Origin of the sequence: Clostridium perfringens, from assembly GCF_016027375.1 — a bacterium.
GTDB lineage: Bacteria > Bacillota > Clostridia > Clostridiales > Clostridiaceae > Sarcina > Sarcina perfringens.
On sequence record NZ_CP065681.1, the window covers coordinates 270,025 to 287,968 of the forward strand.

The following is a 17,944-nucleotide window of genomic DNA, read 5'->3' on the forward strand; positions in this document are numbered from 1 at the left end:
TTTATCCCATCATCCTGTTTATAAGTCTTTCTTTGTTAAAGTTCATATTAGTTCCTTCCTTACCTATGCAATTAACTATATGGGCATTATGATTAAATCTTTCTATCATATCTTTATATTCTTTTAAAGCATTTTCACTTATTTCATTACATTTATTTAAGACAATAAGATTGCTTAATGATATGTTCGGTATTATCATTGAAGGTATGTTCTTTAAAAACATATTAAAAGTTGTCATATCAATTAAATTAACTATAATCCCAATCTTTAAATATTCCTTAAGCTTACTATTTGTAACTTTATCTATAAACTTTTTAGTTTCACTAACCCCATTGCACTCAATAAAAACTCTCTTAGGCGCATAAAACTTTAAGCTTCTTATTAAATCCTCTTCCTTTAATTCATCCATGCTATAAAACTTTTTTACATTAATATTTTTCCTACAATTTATTAATTCTTCCTGTCCACGCTCACATTGTATTACTAAAACCTCCTCCTTAGAAAAATCATCTAAAATGTGATTTATAAAGGATGTTTTTCCTGATGATAAAAAACCTGTTATTAAATCAACTGAACATTTTTTCACATAACCCTCTCCCTTATTTTTACGAAAATAATTTATCTATGCTATCTTTATTTAAATTTCTTCCTATAACACAAACTCTGCCTGTATAATCACTTTTATAATTAACAATAGAAATATCATTTGGTACAAAATCAAATTTAAACCACTTATTATCTTTAGATTTTATTATCCCCTTTGCCCTCAAAACCTCACCATGCTTGTTGTTTTGAAATTCATTTAAAATTTTTACCAAATCAGAATATTCAAAGGTTTTTGGTGTCTCCACTCCCCAATTTTCAAAAAACTCAGGTGCAGAAACTCTTCTTAAACCTATTCTTTTAGGCTTTTTAATATTTATATTTTCTATTAAACTTTCAACTTTTTTCTCTGAAACTTGAATTATTCTTTCTGGGCTTAACTTACTTAACTCAGTGGTTATAATGTTAGCCTTATTATTTATTGTTTTTATTTCATTACAAACATGAGTAATTTCATTATCAGAAAGTTTTTCTACTCTAGTTAATATTATTGTGTTTGCATTTACTAATTGACTTCTATAAAAATCCCCAAAGTTTTTCATATACATATGAACATTTTGAGCATCAACCATGGTTATTTTCATATTTATTCTTAAGCCCTCTATATGAGCTTCTTTTATAGATTCAAGAACTTGAGAAAAATTAGCTACTCCTGAAGGTTCAATTATAATTCTATCTGGTCTGTAATTTGATATTATGTCTAAGATATTTTGCTTAAAGTCACCCTTTATGGTGCAACATATACACCCAGAATTAATTTCTTTTACTTCAATTCTTCTATCTTTAAGTAAATCTCCATCAATTCCAACTTCTCCATATTCATTTTCCACAATAGCTACCTTTTCATCCTTTACTAAGGTATCTAAAAGCTTTTTTATTAAAGTAGTTTTGCCAGCTCCTAGGAATCCTGAAATTATATCTACTTTCATTTAATCCTCCTAATATAGAAACCATATTCTTATTGATTATATTCTTAAAACAAAAGGATTATTACTTAAAGTAATAATCCCTAAATCACTAAAAATAAGTAAAATAAAAGCTTAAGAAAGACTTTATCTTTCCTAAGCTTTTATTTTGTAAATACCACCAAAACCAATAATTATTTTTTTATTTTCATTATTTTATATTATAAGTTGAATTTCCTGAAATCCACTCATTTATATCCTTGTCCACTACAACTTTTCCATTTGCTATTAACTTTATGTTTTCTGGCTTATAAGCATCTGGGAATGCTGTATATTTTCTTTTTCTAATCCACATATTTTGTATATCATCAATTTTTAGATTTTCATCTTTTAATTTGAAAGTATAAGTGTCTTTACTTCCAGTCATAAAATCATTTCCTGGGTTGTCCATTTCCCATTCTTGAGTTTTTCCATCCTTTGTTTTGATTCCAAAATACATGTAGTCATCTGTTCCAGCATCTTTTTCACCACTAGTTGATATGTAAGCTACTAGTTCTTTTACATTCTTTCCAACTGATGGATCATTACCCTCTGATACATCGTGTAAGAATCTATAAATATATCCCGCTGTTCCTTTTTGAGAGTTAGCTAGAGTTACCTTTGCTGCATAATCCCAATCATCCCAACTATGACTCATGCTAGCATGACTATAGTATATTGATTTCCCTGTTTTAGCAAAACCTCTTGCATATTCTTTTGACCATGCATTAAAATCTTTGTTTTTTAAGATATCAGCATAAAAATCCTCATTAGTTTTGCAACCTGCTGTGTTTATTTTATACTGTTCTTTTCTTTCCTCTGCAAAAGTTTCAAACTTAACATGTCCTGCGCTATCAACGGCAGTAACATTAGCAGGATGATATGGAGTATCTATATCTCCAAAATAGTGCATAGCCTCTCCAAGATAGAATGTAGCTTGTTTATAGTTTCCTCTTTGCCATTCATATCTAGCTAATGCTGAAAATTTTCTTATTTGTGATTCCCCTGTATCAGGTATAGAATAAGCTAAATACCAACTATTATCCTTTGAGAAATTATTATCTGTATCAGGATCCCAGAAATGATCTTGATATAGATCATATGCATTCTTATCATAATCTGGATAAGTAGAACCTAATTGAAGTTCATGCATGTTCTCTTTTAAAATCTCTAAGTTTTTTCTTACACTTTCTGGTTCATTTTTGGACAGATCATTTTCTAAGATTGAAACCCCTTGAGTTACAATCATAGCATGAGTTCCTGTTCCATCAATCTTTCCATCCCAAGCGTAGACTTTAGTTGATGTCCCAGCCCATAGGCTAGTTGCTAGCGCGGCACAAATAAGCGCCTTACAAATCTTTCTTTTCATTTTTATATCCCCCGTTAATTTTTTTCAAGTATTAATCTCCCCTTTTTTGATAACGATTAACACTTGCACTGAAATTATACCATATAATTACCATAAGCTCACTAATTTTTTGAATATTTTTTAAAATATTTTTGAATACAATTCAAATTTCAATTAAACACATCTAACCTTACCCACTCTAAATTGTTAAACTTATTTTTAATATGAAAATTTACAATTATTAGTGCTATAATAAGTTAAATCTTGTTTTTTAATTTAATAAGAATTTTTACGCATAATATAAGGGATGGAATAAAATTTGAAATAAATTATAAGGCAAAGGATTTTAATATGGATAATAAAAATTTTCAATCAAAAACAGGTTTTAACCTAGAAAACACTTATTTAACTCTTCCAAATATATTCTTTAGTGAACAAAATCCCAAGGGTTCAAAAAATCCTAAACTTATTAAGTTTAATACTTCTCTTGCTGAAGAACTTGGACTTAATGAAGAAGTTTTAAACAGCGATTTTGGACTTAATATATTTGCAGGAAATGAAACCTTTCCAGGAATTGTACCAATTGCACAGGCTTATGCAGGTCATCAATTTGGTCATTTTACAATGCTAGGAGATGGTAGAGCACTCTTATTAGGAGAACATGTAACTAAAGATGGTAAAAGATATGATGTTCAATTAAAAGGGTCTGGTAGAACAATCTATTCAAGAGGTGGAGATGGAAAGGCTGCACTTGCACCTATGCTTAGAGAATATATAATAAGTGAAGGTATGCATGGTCTTGGAATTCCTACAACTAGAAGCCTTGCGGTAGTAAGTACTGGTGAGGAAGTTTTAAGAGAAAGATTTGAACAAGGTGCTATATTAACAAGAATAGCTTCTAGTCACATTAGAGTTGGAACTTTTGCTTATGCGGCCCAATGGGGCACTTTAGAAGATCTTAAAAGTCTTGCTGACTATACTATTAAAAGACACTTTCCTAATATAGCTAAGAGTGAAAATAAATATATTTTATTTCTTGAAGAGGTAATAAATCGTCAAGCTGAACTTATAGTTAAGTGGCAAAGTGTTGGATTCATTCATGGGGTTATGAACACTGATAATATGGTAATCTCAGGAGAAACTATAGATTATGGACCATGTGCATTTATGGATACTTATGATACAAACACAGTATTTAGTTCCATTGATTATGCTGGTAGATATGCTTATGGAAATCAACCTAACATGGCTTTATGGAACTTAGCTAGATTCTCAGAAGCACTACTTCCTCTTCTAAACCCTAACCTAGATGAGGCTGTTAATATTGCTAAAAAGTCCATATCAAACTTTTCTAAACTATATAAAAAATATTGGTTCAATAAAATGAGAGCTAAACTTGGTCTTTTCACAGAAAAAGAAAATGATGAATTGCTAATTGAAGGGCTTTTAAGCACAATGCAAAAATATGAAGCAGATTTTACTAATACCTTTGTATCTTTAACTCTTAATAAATTTAAAGATGAAAAAGTATTTAGTAGTGATGAATTCAAAACTTGGTATGCTCTTTGGCAAAATAGATTAAAAGAAGAAAATAGACCAAATGAAGAAGTAAGGAATTTAATGATGAATAATAATCCTTATATCATTCCTAGAAATCACTTAGTTGAAGAAGCTCTTAAAAATGCTGAAAAAGGTGATTTTACTTTTATGGATAATCTATTAGAAGCACTAAAGAATCCTTATAGTTATTCTAAAGATTTAGAAAAGTACACTAAGTTACCTGAGAAAAGTGACACTCCTTATGTAACATATTGTGGAACTTAAAATTTAATTATATAAATTAATAGAATATAAATTAATGGGATATAAAAAGCTTTTGTTTATAAGCTTTTTATATCCCAATTTTTATACCTAAATTTCTTATATAATTTTCCTAACTTAAAATATATTCATTACCTCTATGTCTTTATTTCCTGCCCCTTCCATCATCTCATTGTACATTCCAAGAATTTCTTCTCCATAGGTAGGACTTGGTGCCCAATTTTTGCTTAAATCAATTACTGAATTAGCTTTCCCAAATATTGAAGCAAAGTGTCTAGGGTCCTTTGTTTCAGCCTTTGGATATCCTTCTGCCCCTGCATATAAGGCTAAATGATCTAAATGAGCCTTTACTCCTTCATTCCAATTTTTAAATTTCATATGAGCTTTAGGGTCTTTATCGCTCCCACCCTTATTTGTTTTTAACCCACATGGATTGTGATATGAAGCATCTAATACTCCTCCAAAATTACCATAGGCAGTTTCCTTAGCTGCTTGTACATACGCTAAAGCTGGATTAACATCCCCATGTTCATCTGAATATTCCCAATATAAATCAGCAAGTTCAACAAATTCCTTAGTGGCTCCTTTTCCTTGTGCCCATTTCTTAGCATCATCTACTGTTATAAAAACATCTGAAACTATTGGTATATCCTTTTCTGTTTCTATTTCTATTTTTACGCTCTGCGCCTCTGTTACATGAACCACGTCTATGTTTATAATTGTTAACATTACTAATATTGCTACTATTAAAGTTTCTATGTTAAATTGGTCTTCCTTCACAATAGGATCCTCCTAATACTATTACATAATATTCTCTATAAATAATATGATATCCTATTCTTATTTATGTAAAAAAAGTGAACCCAAACTTAAGCTCACTAAAAACCATTACTCTTTATTAATAACTTCCCAAAAGATTAAAATTAAAGTTCCTACAAAATAGCATATAATATCTTTTACATCAAAGGATGTACCTATGAGTATTGTAAAAAATCTACTATTTTGAAGATGTAATATCTCAACTATTTTAAAGTATTGTAAAACCTCAACTAAAATACCAAATAAAAAAATATATATGGGTAAATTTTTTATTTTTCTTCCAATTATTCCTCTTATAAATGTGTATATAACTATTACAACTAAAACATCACCTATATAAGGTCTAATAAAATTATCATGTACAAATAGCGCAATAAAAATCTCAATAATTAATAAGATTAAAAAGGCAACTAAATATCTTTTATTTATTTTCATAAAAACACTTCTTTCACACTAATTTTTTTATATAAAAATCATATAAAAATAACATAAATTTTTATTAATTATAGCACATAAAAAAATCAGTAAGTAAAGATTTACCTACTGATTAAAAATATTATGAAACCTTTAGTGATCTTATTTTACATTCTTTTTGTAAGTAGTTATCTTTTATATAGTTGAAAACTTCTTTATAGTCCTCTTCACCATATTTTTTAACTAACATAACATTTAAACTTGTACCAAACCATACTCTGCAGAAAGAAGGATCTATCATTAATTTTGCCCCTTCTTTACCATTTATTCTTACATTTTCATCTTCTAATAATGTATTAAAGTGATTTATAAGCCCCATCATTATTCTGTCACCCATTTTAGGATCTTCATCAGCTATTGTAACGAAGTAATATGACCAAGCATATAAAAGATTTTCTTCTATAGCTATTCCTGCCACTTTTTCTCCTATAGTTTCATTAAAACATCTATGCATATAGTAAGATAATTTCTTTATGTTTTCTTCAAATTTCTTTTCATAGAAATTCATTTCATATCCTACCATCATATCTAATTTGCTCATAATGCACCCCCACCAATATTTGTATTCTCAGTATAACATAAAAAGGGTAAGTAAATCATTACTTACCCTCGTCTATCTTTGAAAAATTTTGTTAATATTTTACTACATTTTTCATCATTCTCCCAAACTACTTCAAGAAAATAATTTAGATTATGATTTTGAAGAATATTAACAACAGAACCAGCCGCTCCTGTTGTATCATCAAAGGTACCAATATAAATCTTTGAAAGTCTACTTTGAAGAATAGCTCCAGCACACATAGGACAAGGCTCTAAAGTAACATACATCTCGCAACCATGAAGTCTCCAATTATTTAGTTTATTACAAGCTTCTCTTATGGCAAGCATTTCTGCATGGGCTGTTGGATCTTTTAAGGTCTCCTTTAAATTATGAGCCCTTGCAATTATTTCTCCATTCTTTACTATTACAGCGCCTACAGGAACTTCTCCCTTTTCTCTTGCTTTTTCTGCCTCTTCCAAAGCTAAACTAAGCACCCTTAACTCTCCTCTTTTTCTCGTTTATATGTGTAAACTCTAACCTTTTTTACCCTATTTCTATCTAATTCTTCAACAATAACTCTAAAGTCATTAGTTTTTATTTCCTCTCCAACTTTAGGCATTCTTCCTAAAGAACCTATTACATATCCTCCAATAGAATCAAATTCCTCAGATTCTATTTCAAATCCTATCATATCACTTAAGTCAGAAAGTCTTGTGCTACCATCTACTACGAACTCATTTTCTTTGATAACTTCTATATCTTTGTCTCTCTCATCGTATTCATCTTCAATATCTCCTACGATTTCTTCTATTAAGTCCTCAATAGTAACAATACCAACAGTTCCACCATATTCATCTAGTACTACTGCTATGTGATTTCTAGTTGTTTTCATCTCTGCAAATAGTTCTGTTATCTTTTTAAATTCAAAGGTTCTAAAAGGTTCTCTCATGTATTCTGTTACATTGAAATTTTCCTCATCACTATCTAAAAGAATTAAATCTTTAACATTTAAAATACCAACAATATCATCTATTGATTCATTATAAACTGGTATTCTTGAAAATTGTTGTTCTTTTATTACTTTTAATACTTCTTCGTAGGTAGCTGTAACATTTACTGCAATGACATTTACCCTTTGAACCATTATATCTTTTACTTGAAGATCTCCAAATTCAAAAACATTGAATATCATTTCTTTTTCTTCAACTTCAAGAACTCCCTCTTCTTCACTTACATCAACCATTGTTTTTAATTCTTCCTCTGTTATAAATGGTTCACTTTTATTTAAATCTCCACCTAATAATCTTACTATTAGGGATGATACTGAAGAAAATAACCAAACAAGAGGTTTGAAAACTGTAACCACTATATTTATTATAGGAGCTACGGCTAAAGAAACCTTCTCTGCATTTTGCTTAGCTAAGGATTTAGGTGTTATTTCTCCAAAGATTAATACTAATATTGTCATAACTCCAGTAGCTAAGGCAACTCCACCATCACCAAATATCCTAAAAGCAAGTGTTGATGCTAAGGATGATGCACCTATATTAACTATATTATTTCCTATTAAGATTCCACCTAATAATTTATTAGGGTCTTCTAATAATTTTTCTAATAACTTAGCTCCTTTTACCTCTTCATCCACCATATGCCTTACTCTTATTCTGCTTAAAGACATTAAAGCTGTTTCTGAGGCTGAAAAAAATCCTGATAAAATTATCAAGACAATAAGAAGCACAATTTGAAACGTATATGGGTCCAAATAAACCCCTCCTATTATTCTATATATTTTTCTTCTTTTTTATTTTCCTATATAATTATTATATTATACAAAAATTTCATATTAAATAATAATATTTAAAAAACTCCATATAAATATGGAGTTTTTCCTTCATAGTTAAAACCATGGTATCCCCAGTAGGAATCGAACCTACATTTATCCCTTAGGAGGGGATTGTTCTATCCATTGAACTATGGAGACTTATTTGAATTTTATAATAATTTTAACTCTTTAACTAATATATGTCAACAAAGCTTATTTTATAACTATACCATCTAAGATGTTAATTGTAATCTCATCTATAACTTTATTAACATTAAACTCTTTATCTCTACTTAATTCATATAGTGATGTTGATATAAGACTTCCAAATAAACTGTGAGCTAGTAAGGAAATATCACACTCTCTTATTTGTTTTTTTGAAATAGCTTCTTTTAATATTCTCTCTATTCCTTCAATATACTCAGTTATTTTATTTCTTAGTTCATCTTGCCTAGTTTCTTTTCCCCAAAGCTGACTCATTACCATTTTAAAAAATGCTCTATTTTCATATAATAATTCAAATTGCATTTTAAAAAGTTTTTTTAATTTTTCTATAGGCTCATCTTCTAAATTTTCTATATCAGTTAATTTTTCATGCCAAATTTCTAAGCCTTTACTAATTACAAAATTAAAAATTTCCTCTTTACTTTTAAAATTATAATAAAGTGTTCCCTTAGCAACATTAGCTTTAGATGCAATTTCATCTACAGTTGATCCATTATAACCTGAAGTAGCAAAAACGTTTATAGCTGCTTCAAAAATAGCTTTCTTAGTTCTATTCATACTACCAACTCCAACACTTATTCTTAAAACAATTTAATCATATACCACTTATTTTATTTAATCAACAACATAAATTTGTAATTTCTTGTTTACAAGTTGAATTTATATATATAATAATATAATATATGTATTTAACATAATTTTTAAAGGGAGATTATAATTTATGATAAAAATTTATAACAGGAAAACAAAAGCTTATGATGTTGAGCAAGTAGCTGGTCTTAAATATATAAATTGGTCTTATGCATCTCCTATAGGAAAAAGCTTCTTAGAATTATTTATTAAAAAGAAGATGTTCTCAAAACTTTACGGAAATTTTTGTGACTCTCCTTTAAGTAAGAAAAAAATTAAAGCCTTTATTGATGAGTTTAATATTGATATGTCTCTTTGCAATAAAAATATAGATGAATTTGAAAACTTTAATGATTTCTTTGCAAGGACCTTAACTCCTGAAGCTAGACCTATTGATTATAGTGAGAATATTTTAATTTCTCCTGGAGATGGCAGATTATCTGCATTTGAAAATATAGATCTTAATAAAGTTGTTCAGATAAAAGGATATACATATTCTTTAAAAGAATTAATAGATGATCCTAAAGTAGCTGAAGAATTTGAAGGTGGAACTTGTCTTATACTAAGATTATGCCCAACTGACTATCATAGATTTCACTTCGTAGATAGTGGAACTTGTAGTGAAAGTAAGAAAATTTCAGGTTTTTATTATTCAGTTAATCCTATAGCTCTTAATAATGTATCTGAACTTTTCTGTAAGAACAAAAGAGAATGGTCTATTTTTAACTCTGATAATTTTGGTAAAATTCTTCATGTAGAAGTTGGTGCTACTTGTGTTGGTACAATACTTCAAACATATTCTCCTGAAAAGAGAGTAAAAAAAGGAGAAGAAAAAGGATACTTTAAGTTTGGTGGTTCAACTACTATCTTATTCTTTAAGAAAGATACTATAAAAATAGATAGTGATATAGTTGAACAAACTAAATTAGGTTTTGAAACTAAAGTTAATATGGGTGAAACTATTGGTCATAAATAGTTAAAAAGGAGCTTAATTATGTTAATAATTAAGCTCCTTTTTTATAAAATAAGATTATAGGAGAATTTAAATTTATTTTCTCCCTATTTTCTTTATTTATCCCAAATAAAAATTTTATTTTATTATTTTTTCTAATTCTTCTTTAAATGCTTTTTTATTCCCATCAAAAACAACTAAATTTATTCCCATCTCTTTAGCTCTTTTTGAAATAGATGATTTAATTGGAGGGTGTGTTGCTACTAATATTTTTATTACATTTTCTCCTCCTAATTGCTCAGAATAAACATTTAATTCATTTAAGGCAACTTCATCATATTTTTTTGAATCCTTACAAGAAACACAAATAAGCACTGAATCCTTTATGGCAACAACATCTAGCTCATTTTTAACTCTAGATTCTTTATCATTCCAAAGAAATAATAAACCACTTTTTATATCATCAATGCTTTTTATTTCTTCAATAATATTTTTTGTTAAAACTTCAAGCCATGTTCCACTTTTAAAAATAAATCCTTTTATAAATTCATTTTGGAATGTTACCTTTAAACATTGCTCTAATTCTTTTACTTTTATTTGGCCATTTTTCTCTAAAAAGTTAAGTATTTTATCAAGAAGCATAACTTCTTCTCTGCTCAATAATTCCTTATCTATTTTTATAATTCTAGGATTTGATTCATCATGGATAAAAACAGAATTATCACTTAATCTTATTTTATACTTTTTCCAAAGGTTTAAATTATCAGCTATATAGTTAGTCATGGTCTCTATAACATTTATCTCTGAAATTTCTGTTGAATCCACAACAATAGAAGCTCCTATACTGTCTATGATGTCTTCTACATCTAAATCTACGAAATTACACTTTTCACATTGTACACTTTCTAAATTTAACTTTAAAAGTTCCTCTTTAGGTATATCCAGAAAAAACCCATCTATATTATGTTTTAATGTTAGGGTATACATTATTAAAATATCCTTTTTATCCCCTTGATTTAAACATATAGCTGTATTTTTACTTTTCATTCTCTTTATAATTTCTTCTATGGATGAAATAGTATCCTTCCCTAATTTTTCATCACTAAAATTGCAATTAGGAAATTTATTTAAATAAAACTGTCTCAATGAATTTAAAACCTTTAATTCTTCATCCTTTTTATATAAATAAATTATCTCTTTAGGCTTTAACTTTTCAGCTAATAAAATACTTGATTCATTATGTTCATCTAAAATCGTAATTATAAAATCATAATTCATATTATCACCTTTAGCATATTATTTTATCTTATTTATAAGATAATCGGACTAAAATTCTTGATGAATTAAGCTCATTTTATAATTATTTTCACCTAAGTAAATTTTTTTATTCTAAATTGAAATTATATACATATAAATAAAAAAAGCTTGTAACTTAAAGTTACAAGCTTATGGTGCGGCGAAGAGGATTCGAACCCCCGACCAATCGGTTCGTAGCCGACTACTCTATCCAGCTGAGCTACCACCGCATATTAACAGACTTATAATATCATATATTCATTAATAAATCAAGATATTACATATTCTTCCCAAAACTTAAATTATTATTAAATACACTATTTATGGATCATTCTTGTATTATATACCCTAGATATTTTTCATATTAAATATTATACTTATTTAGAATAACTCTATTAAGAAAAGGAGGAAGATTTATTTTGAAAAAATTTGTTATATTTACTGATTCGGCAGCTGATCTGCCAAAAAGCATGGTAAAAGATTTAGATATTAATTATTTAGGACTTATATGTAATATTAATAATACAGAATATATTGATAATATTGATAGCGAATTAACTCCAAAAGCTTTCTATAATAAATTAAGAGAAGGTATCATGCCATCAACAAGTCAAGTAAACTCATTTAGATTTGTTGAAGCCTTTGAAGAATATGTTAAACAAGGGATCTCTATTTTATACTTAGCATTTTCATCAGCCCTAAGTGGAACATATAATAGTTCACTTATAGCTAGAGAGGAATTATTAGAAAAATATCCTGATGCTGATATAAAGATAGTAGATACTAGAGCTGCATGCTTAGGCCAAGGATTACTAGTTTATTATGCTGCTCAAATGAAAAAGGATGGAAAATCTATAGATGAAATCTACTCTTGGGTAGAAGAAAACAAAAATAAGTTATGTCATTACTTTACAGTAGATAGCTTAGATCATCTAAAAAGAGGGGGAAGAATTTCATCTACAGCAGCGGCTATTGGTAGCTTATTAAGTATAAAGCCAATGCTATATGTAAATGATGCAGGTGAACTTCATAACTTTGCTAAAGCTAAAGGAAGAAAAAAATCTTTAAAAATGTTATTCCAAGAGCTTGAAAAACGTATTGTAAACCCTAATGAGCAAACAATTTTTATCGCTCATAGTGATTGTATTGAAGATGCAGAGACTTTAGCAGAAATGATTAGAGAAAAATATACTGTAAAAGACATACTTATAGATTATATAGGAATAGTTATAGGTTCTCACACAGGTATAGGAACATTAGCTGTCTTCTTTTTAGGGGATACAAAAGAACCTTAATAAAGTAAATTTATTATAAATTATTAAAATAAATAAAAAATTAAAACCTATAAATATATTTTGATTAATTATCTAAATATATTTATAGGTTTATTTTATTTAATCTTATTTTTCAGCATAAATTTTTATTATGTTTAGTATTACTTCAACAGCTTTTTCCATTGAATTTATTGATATATATTCATATCTTCCATGGAAGTTTTCTCCGCCAGTAAATAGATTTGGTGTTGGTAGTCCCATAAATGATAATCTTGCCCCATCAGTACCTCCTCTTATAGGATTTTTGATTGGCTCAATTCCACATTGTTTCATTGCTTTTTCAGCAGTTTCTACAATATGCATTCTAGGTTCTATCATTTCCTTCATGTTCATGTATTGATCTTTTAAAGTTACTGTAACAGTACCTTCTCCATACTTTTTATTTAACTCTTTAGCTATTTCATTAAATCTTTCTTTTCTATTTTTAAAGCCTTCTTTATCAAAATCTCTTATTATAAATGATAATGAAGTTTTTTCTACTTCACCTTGTATATCTAATAAGAATGAGAAACCTTCATATCCTTCTGTTTTTTCTGGAACTTCATCTAAAGGAAGCATAGAAACAAATTCATGAGCAACTAAAATAGAGTTAATCATTTTTCCTTTAGCACTTCCTGGGTGAACATTTTTACCTACTATTTCAACTTTAGCACTTGCAGCATTAAAGTTTTCATATTCTAATTCACCTATTCTTCCACCATCTAATGTGTAAGCAAAATCTGCTCCAAAGCCTTCAACATCAAAGTGATCTGCTCCTTCTCCAATTTCTTCATCTGGAGTAAATCCTATTTTAATATCACCATGTTTTATTTCTGGATGATTTATTAAGTATTCAATAGCTGTTACTATTTCTGCTACCCCAGCCTTATCATCAGCACCTAAAAGAGTAGTTCCATCAGTAGTTATTAAAGTTTGACCTTTATACATTGGAAGTTCTGGTGAAAAACTTGGTGATAATGTATATCCATTTCCAAGTTCAATATCTTTACCATCATAATTTTCAACAATTTTAGGATTAACATTTTTTCCACTCATATCTGGTGCAGTATCCATATGTGAAATAAATCCTATTTTCGGAATATCCTTATCACAATTACTCTTTAAACAAGCATATACATATCCTTTATCACTTATTCTTACTTCATCTACTCCGATTTCCTTTAATTCCTCTGCAAGGATTTTTCCTAATTCTAATTGACCTTTTGTACTAGGAGTAACCCTTGTTGTCTCATCTGATTTAGTATCTACTTTTACATATTCTAAAAACCTTTCATGAACTTTCTTCATGCTCAACACCACCTTATATAAAAATTGTTAATATTTTGTTAAAACCATTACTTTATACTAATATTATGACTGTTTCACAAAAAAAATACAATAGTTGTCATTTATTAATAAGTAAAAATATCCTATAATGATTAATGTTGGTATTATTGTCCATAATTAAATTAAATTACTAAATTTAATCGAGGTAAAATATGAAAAATAAAAAACTTTTAATTTCAATTTCTTCAGCAATATCCGTATTATTAATTATAGTTGTTTCATACTTTATTTTCTCATACTCAAATAACTTAAACAAATTTAAAGAGGATTTATCATCAAATAATTATGAGGATGCCTCCTATTGTTTTAATAATGGAACAAAAAATATTATATTGAAAAAAACTTTTATTAAATCATCAGAAGATATAATTACAGAAAAACTATCAGAAATAGAAAATGAGTATTATTCTGGAGATATATCTGAAGAAGAAACTGTAGAAGATTTAAATGGACTATTATCCTTAAATACGTCTAATGAGGAAATTTTAAATTTTAAAAACACACTTCCTCTAATAAAAGATTCAAAGGACTCCTTTGATATTGGAGTTTCTAATCTAGATGAAGAAAATTATTTAGAAGCTTTAAACTACTTTAAAAGTGTACATAATCTTTCAGATTGTAAAGCTCAAGCACTAGAATATGAAGAAACTTGCTTAGATAAAATAAGAGAACCTATTTTAAAAACTGTAGATGAATATATATCTAATGAAAAATATTCAAAAGGAATAGAGTATTTAGATTCTCAAATAAATTCTCTCCCTGATGATCCAAAATTGCAGGAAAAAAGAGATGAATTAGAAAAGCTTAGATTAGAGCATCTTGAAGATTATAGCCAAAAGAATATAGATAAAGCTACAGCTAGAACTGCTCCTGTTATGGAATATTACAAAAAATTAAATGAAGATACAATAAATCAATTTGATATAACTAGTAACACTAATTATTTGGTTTTTGTAAATATAGCTGAACAAAAAACTTATGTCTATGAGGGTTCAAAAAATGATTGGACTTTAGATAAGACCTTTACTTGTTCAACAGGTATTGAAGGAAAGGAAACTCCTGTAGGAGTATTTACTGTACAAAATAGAGCTCCTTGGTTTTTCTCACCTAAATACGGACAAGGTGGTAAATACTATGTTCAATTTATGGGTAACTATTTATTTCATTCAATCCCATTTGATTCTGATAAAACCACAGTATCAGATCCAACCTTAGGGGTACCAGCTTCACATGGATGTATACGATTATCAGTTGAAGATTCTAAATGGTTATATGATAATGTACAAAATGGTTCAAAAATAATAATTTACTAAATAAAAAAACAGCTCATTACGAGCTGTTTTTTTAATTATTTTTTTCATACATTCCGTGATTGTATATTCTTCTACTATCTAAAGACCAAATTCTTTCTGAGAATTCATTTTCCTTAGTTTCCTTAATTGCCTTTTTCATATCGTACATTCTAGCATCCATTACATCTAAATAATGTAACATCTCAGCTTCTGGTATAAGAGGCTTAACAGGACTTCCGTATTCAGGCTCATAGTGATGTGATAAGACCATATGTTGAAGTAACATTATAATCTTGCTATCAGCATTAACTTCTTTTCCTATTACCTCAATTTCCTTTATTCCTTGAGTAATATGTCCAAGTAGAGTTCCCTCTAAAGTATATTCATCTACTATGCCCATTTCATTAGAAGACATCTCTTTGATTTTAGCCATATCATGAAGTATTACCCCTGCATAAACTAAATCTCTGTTTAAGAAATCATATATTCCACAAATATTCTCAGCTAACTTTAACATAGTTGTTATGTGATATAAAAGTCCACCCTTTATAGAGTGATGATTTGACTTTGCTGCTGGATAGTACATAAGTTTATCCTTATTAATCTCTAAAACTCTATTTAGAATATTTTTTATATCCACATCATTCATATTATGAACAGTATCTTTTATAGTATTAAACATTTCATCGCTAGTATATGGCGCACTCTGAACAAAATCATCTAAGTTTATATTATCTTCTTCAGTAACCTTGCTAGCATGTTCCACTTTTAACTGTAAAGTTCCCTGCCAACTATTCACCGTACCTCTAATCTTAAATACTGTATTGCTTTTTAATTCTTCATGCTCAGGTTTAATCTCCCATACTTTACCTAATATATCACCAGTTTTATCACTTAAAACTAAATCTAAATATTTTTTTCCACCAGAATTAGTAGTTTTTAAAGTAACTGATTTTAAAAGAAAAAAACCTTCGACTCTTTCTCCTTTAACGAACTCACCTATTTTTTTTACCGGTATTTCCATAAGTCTATCCTTTCTTTCCATTTTAATCTCTATTTTAATTATTGCATATTATTATTTTTTGTAAACAAATAAGTACTCTATTTATAGCTAAAATTTATATTAATTGATAAAATAACTACTAGGAGGTGACATGTTAATGAAATTACCTAACAATGTCCAATATATCTTAGAGAAATTTAACTCTAATGGTTTTGAAGCCTTTATAGTTGGTGGTTGTGTAAGAGATTCTTTATTAAATAAAAAACCTCAAGATTATGATATTACAACCAATGCATTCCCTGAAAAAATAGAAGAGCTTTTTGATAAAACTATTCCTACTGGTATTAAACATGGAACAGTAACAGTTTTAATCGATAAAAATCCTTATGAAGTAACTACTTATAGGGTAGATGGGGAATATTTAAATAATAGAAAACCTAAAGACGTAAAGTTCGTTTCTAATATAGAAGAAGATTTATCAAGAAGAGATTTTACTATAAATGCAATGGCATATAGCCCATATTTAGGATTTAAGGATTGTTTTAATGGAAAAGATGATCTAAAAAACAAATTAATAAGATGCGTTGGAGATCCTGATAAACGCTTCTCTGAAGACGCCTTAAGAATGCTTAGAGCAATTAGATTTAGTTGTCAATTAAACTTTAAAATAGAAAAATTAACTGCTGAATCTATAAGAAAGAATTTTAAATTAATAAAAAATATAAGCATGGAAAGAATTCAAAGTGAATTTACTAAAATAATTCTAAGCAATGATCCAGATAGAGGTCTTATGCTTCTTAGAAAGCTAGGATTTTCTGACTTTTTAGTTGAGGAATTTAAGAATTTAAAACTAATAAATTGTTATGATTTATATGATGATATCCATGATACTTATGGATTAATAAATTCACTTCCTAAAAAGCTTCATGTAAGATTAGCAGGATTATTCTATAAAGTTTTTAATTCTGAAAATGCAGTTGAGAAGTGCAGAACTATATTAAAGAAACTTAAATATGATAATAATACAATCAATGATACTTGCAACTTAGTAGAAAATATAAATAATATTTCATGTAATATGACAAGAAAAAAACTAAAACTACTTATAAATTCAGTTGGAACTGAAAATATCTTTGATTTATTAGATTTACAAAAATCATATCTATCTTACATGGATGAATATGATACTGAATGTATAGATATATTAAAAAACAGAGTTTCTGATATATTAGCTTCAAAAGAACCCATATTTATTAAGGACTTAGCCATAACAGGAAATGACTTAATTACCGAACTTAATTTTAAACCTGGAAAAAATATAGGTGTTATATTAAATTTTCTTCTTGAAAATGTAATGCAAACACCAGAGTTAAACAATAAGGAAGACTTACTAAACCTTAGTAAGCAATTTTATTCATATAATTAAATTTATCTACTCTAAAACTTTGAAAACATGTGCTTTAACTTTAAGGCGCCTGACACCATAAGCAAGTTTAATCCTAAACATAGAAAAT

At 28.0% G+C, this 17,944-nt stretch carries 17 protein-coding genes and 2 tRNA genes; 5 read left to right on the plus strand and 14 right to left on the minus strand.

What is annotated here, in order from left to right:
• Position 1: 1 nt before the first annotated feature.
• The 3 genes from I6G60_RS01405 to cpa form a co-directional block, all read right to left on the minus strand.
• Positions 2-586: a GTP-binding protein gene (locus tag I6G60_RS01405; protein ID WP_003458152.1), complete on the minus strand. Its 585-nt coding sequence runs from the start codon at positions 584-586 to the stop codon at positions 2-4.
• A 19-nt stretch (positions 587-605) separates the two neighbouring features.
• The gene (locus I6G60_RS01410; RefSeq protein ID WP_111743962.1) at positions 606-1,532 is read right to left on the minus strand and encodes a CobW family GTP-binding protein; all 927 of its coding nucleotides are present in this window, start codon (positions 1,530-1,532) and stop codon (positions 606-608) included.
• Positions 1,533-1,719: 187 nt separating this feature from the next.
• Positions 1,720-2,916: an alpha-toxin gene (gene cpa, locus I6G60_RS01415; RefSeq protein ID WP_111743961.1), complete on the minus strand. Its 1,197-nt coding sequence runs from the start codon at positions 2,914-2,916 to the stop codon at positions 1,720-1,722.
• Positions 2,917-3,246: 330 nt separating this feature from the next.
• On the opposite strand from cpa, the gene I6G60_RS01420 reads away from it, so the two are divergent.
• The gene (locus I6G60_RS01420; RefSeq protein WP_111744348.1) at positions 3,247-4,719 is read left to right on the plus strand and encodes a protein adenylyltransferase SelO; all 1,473 of its coding nucleotides are present in this window, start codon (positions 3,247-3,249) and stop codon (positions 4,717-4,719) included.
• A 114-nt stretch (positions 4,720-4,833) separates the two neighbouring features.
• Here the strand turns inward: I6G60_RS01420 and I6G60_RS01425 are convergent, their stop codons facing one another.
• From I6G60_RS01425 to I6G60_RS01455, 7 genes are all read right to left on the minus strand, one after another.
• Positions 4,834-5,496 carry a glucosaminidase domain-containing protein gene (locus I6G60_RS01425; protein WP_111743960.1) on the minus strand — a complete coding sequence of 221 codons (663 nt, stop codon included), beginning with the start codon at positions 5,494-5,496 and terminating at the stop codon, positions 4,834-4,836.
• Positions 5,497-5,604: 108 nt separating this feature from the next.
• Positions 5,605-5,970 (minus strand): ribosomal maturation YjgA family protein, encoded by a 366-nt coding sequence (locus I6G60_RS01430; protein ID WP_111743959.1) that lies wholly within the window; start codon positions 5,968-5,970, stop codon positions 5,605-5,607.
• Between the two features lie 121 nt (positions 5,971-6,091).
• On the minus strand, positions 6,092-6,550 hold the full coding sequence (locus tag I6G60_RS01435) for a hypothetical protein (protein WP_003450846.1): 459 nt from the start codon (positions 6,548-6,550) through the stop codon (positions 6,092-6,094).
• Between the two features lie 62 nt (positions 6,551-6,612).
• Positions 6,613-7,044 (minus strand): nucleoside deaminase, encoded by a 432-nt coding sequence (locus I6G60_RS01440; RefSeq protein WP_003468585.1) that lies wholly within the window; start codon positions 7,042-7,044, stop codon positions 6,613-6,615.
• 2 nt (positions 7,045-7,046) lie between these two features.
• Positions 7,047-8,312 carry an HlyC/CorC family transporter gene (locus I6G60_RS01445; protein WP_197925555.1) on the minus strand — a complete coding sequence of 422 codons (1,266 nt, stop codon included), beginning with the start codon at positions 8,310-8,312 and terminating at the stop codon, positions 7,047-7,049.
• Between the two features lie 144 nt (positions 8,313-8,456).
• Positions 8,457-8,531: transfer RNA gene (locus tag I6G60_RS01450), tRNA-Arg, on the minus strand.
• A 54-nt stretch (positions 8,532-8,585) separates the two neighbouring features.
• Positions 8,586-9,155: a TetR/AcrR family transcriptional regulator gene (locus I6G60_RS01455; protein WP_011009579.1), complete on the minus strand. Its 570-nt coding sequence runs from the start codon at positions 9,153-9,155 to the stop codon at positions 8,586-8,588.
• 163 nt (positions 9,156-9,318) lie between these two features.
• On the opposite strand from I6G60_RS01455, the gene I6G60_RS01460 reads away from it, so the two are divergent.
• Positions 9,319-10,203 carry a phosphatidylserine decarboxylase gene (locus I6G60_RS01460; RefSeq protein ID WP_061414177.1) on the plus strand — a complete coding sequence of 295 codons (885 nt, stop codon included), beginning with the start codon at positions 9,319-9,321 and terminating at the stop codon, positions 10,201-10,203.
• A gap of 114 nt (positions 10,204-10,317) precedes the next feature.
• Here the strand turns inward: I6G60_RS01460 and I6G60_RS01465 are convergent, their stop codons facing one another.
• Positions 10,318-11,457 carry a Card1-like endonuclease domain-containing protein gene (locus tag I6G60_RS01465; protein WP_115635079.1) on the minus strand — a complete coding sequence of 380 codons (1,140 nt, stop codon included), beginning with the start codon at positions 11,455-11,457 and terminating at the stop codon, positions 10,318-10,320.
• Between the two features lie 171 nt (positions 11,458-11,628).
• Positions 11,629-11,705: transfer RNA gene (locus I6G60_RS01470), tRNA-Arg, on the minus strand.
• Positions 11,706-11,894: 189 nt separating this feature from the next.
• Between I6G60_RS01470 and I6G60_RS01475 the strand changes: the two genes are divergently transcribed.
• Positions 11,895-12,770, plus strand: a complete 876-nt coding sequence (locus I6G60_RS01475) for a DegV family protein (protein ID WP_003479655.1) — start codon at positions 11,895-11,897, stop codon at positions 12,768-12,770.
• A 105-nt stretch (positions 12,771-12,875) separates the two neighbouring features.
• Here the strand turns inward: I6G60_RS01475 and pepT are convergent, their stop codons facing one another.
• Complete coding sequence (gene pepT / locus I6G60_RS01480; protein WP_096071781.1) at positions 12,876-14,096, minus strand: peptidase T; 1,221 nt, start codon at positions 14,094-14,096, stop codon at positions 12,876-12,878.
• Positions 14,097-14,287: 191 nt separating this feature from the next.
• On the opposite strand from pepT, the gene I6G60_RS01485 reads away from it, so the two are divergent.
• Positions 14,288-15,448, plus strand: a complete 1,161-nt coding sequence (locus I6G60_RS01485) for a L,D-transpeptidase family protein (protein WP_096071782.1) — start codon at positions 14,288-14,290, stop codon at positions 15,446-15,448.
• Positions 15,449-15,479: 31 nt separating this feature from the next.
• Here I6G60_RS01485 and I6G60_RS01490 read toward each other — a convergent pair whose 3' ends face one another.
• Positions 15,480-16,472: a 3'-5' exoribonuclease YhaM family protein gene (locus I6G60_RS01490; protein ID WP_003472587.1), complete on the minus strand. Its 993-nt coding sequence runs from the start codon at positions 16,470-16,472 to the stop codon at positions 15,480-15,482.
• 115 nt (positions 16,473-16,587) lie between these two features.
• On the opposite strand from I6G60_RS01490, the gene I6G60_RS01495 reads away from it, so the two are divergent.
• Positions 16,588-17,856, plus strand: a complete 1,269-nt coding sequence (locus I6G60_RS01495; protein WP_041702735.1) for a CCA tRNA nucleotidyltransferase — start codon at positions 16,588-16,590, stop codon at positions 17,854-17,856.
• The last annotated feature ends 88 nt before the right edge of the window (positions 17,857-17,944 follow it).

Excerpts from the sequence above, each read along its gene's own strand:
- I6G60_RS01410 (WP_111743962.1), bottom strand. The coding sequence starts at position 1,532 with ATGAAAGTAGATATAATTTCAGGATTCCTAGGAGCTGGCAAAACTACT.
- cpa (WP_111743961.1), bottom strand. The coding sequence starts at position 2,916 with ATGAAAAGAAAGATTTGTAAGGCGCTTATTTGTGCCGCGCTAGCAACT.
- I6G60_RS01420 (WP_111744348.1), top strand. The coding sequence starts at position 3,247 with ATGGATAATAAAAATTTTCAATCAAAAACAGGTTTTAACCTAGAAAAC.
- I6G60_RS01430 (WP_111743959.1), bottom strand. The coding sequence starts at position 5,970 with ATGAAAATAAATAAAAGATATTTAGTTGCCTTTTTAATCTTATTAATT.
- I6G60_RS01435 (WP_003450846.1), bottom strand. The coding sequence starts at position 6,550 with ATGAGCAAATTAGATATGATGGTAGGATATGAAATGAATTTCTATGAA.
- I6G60_RS01455 (WP_011009579.1), bottom strand. The coding sequence starts at position 9,155 with ATGAATAGAACTAAGAAAGCTATTTTTGAAGCAGCTATAAACGTTTTT.
- I6G60_RS01460 (WP_061414177.1), top strand. The coding sequence starts at position 9,319 with ATGATAAAAATTTATAACAGGAAAACAAAAGCTTATGATGTTGAGCAA.
- I6G60_RS01465 (WP_115635079.1), bottom strand. The coding sequence starts at position 11,457 with ATGAATTATGATTTTATAATTACGATTTTAGATGAACATAATGAATCA.
- pepT (WP_096071781.1), bottom strand. The coding sequence starts at position 14,096 with ATGAAGAAAGTTCATGAAAGGTTTTTAGAATATGTAAAAGTAGATACT.
- I6G60_RS01485 (WP_096071782.1), top strand. The coding sequence starts at position 14,288 with ATGAAAAATAAAAAACTTTTAATTTCAATTTCTTCAGCAATATCCGTA.
- I6G60_RS01490 (WP_003472587.1), bottom strand. The coding sequence starts at position 16,472 with ATGGAAAGAAAGGATAGACTTATGGAAATACCGGTAAAAAAAATAGGT.
- I6G60_RS01495 (WP_041702735.1), top strand. The coding sequence starts at position 16,588 with ATGAAATTACCTAACAATGTCCAATATATCTTAGAGAAATTTAACTCT.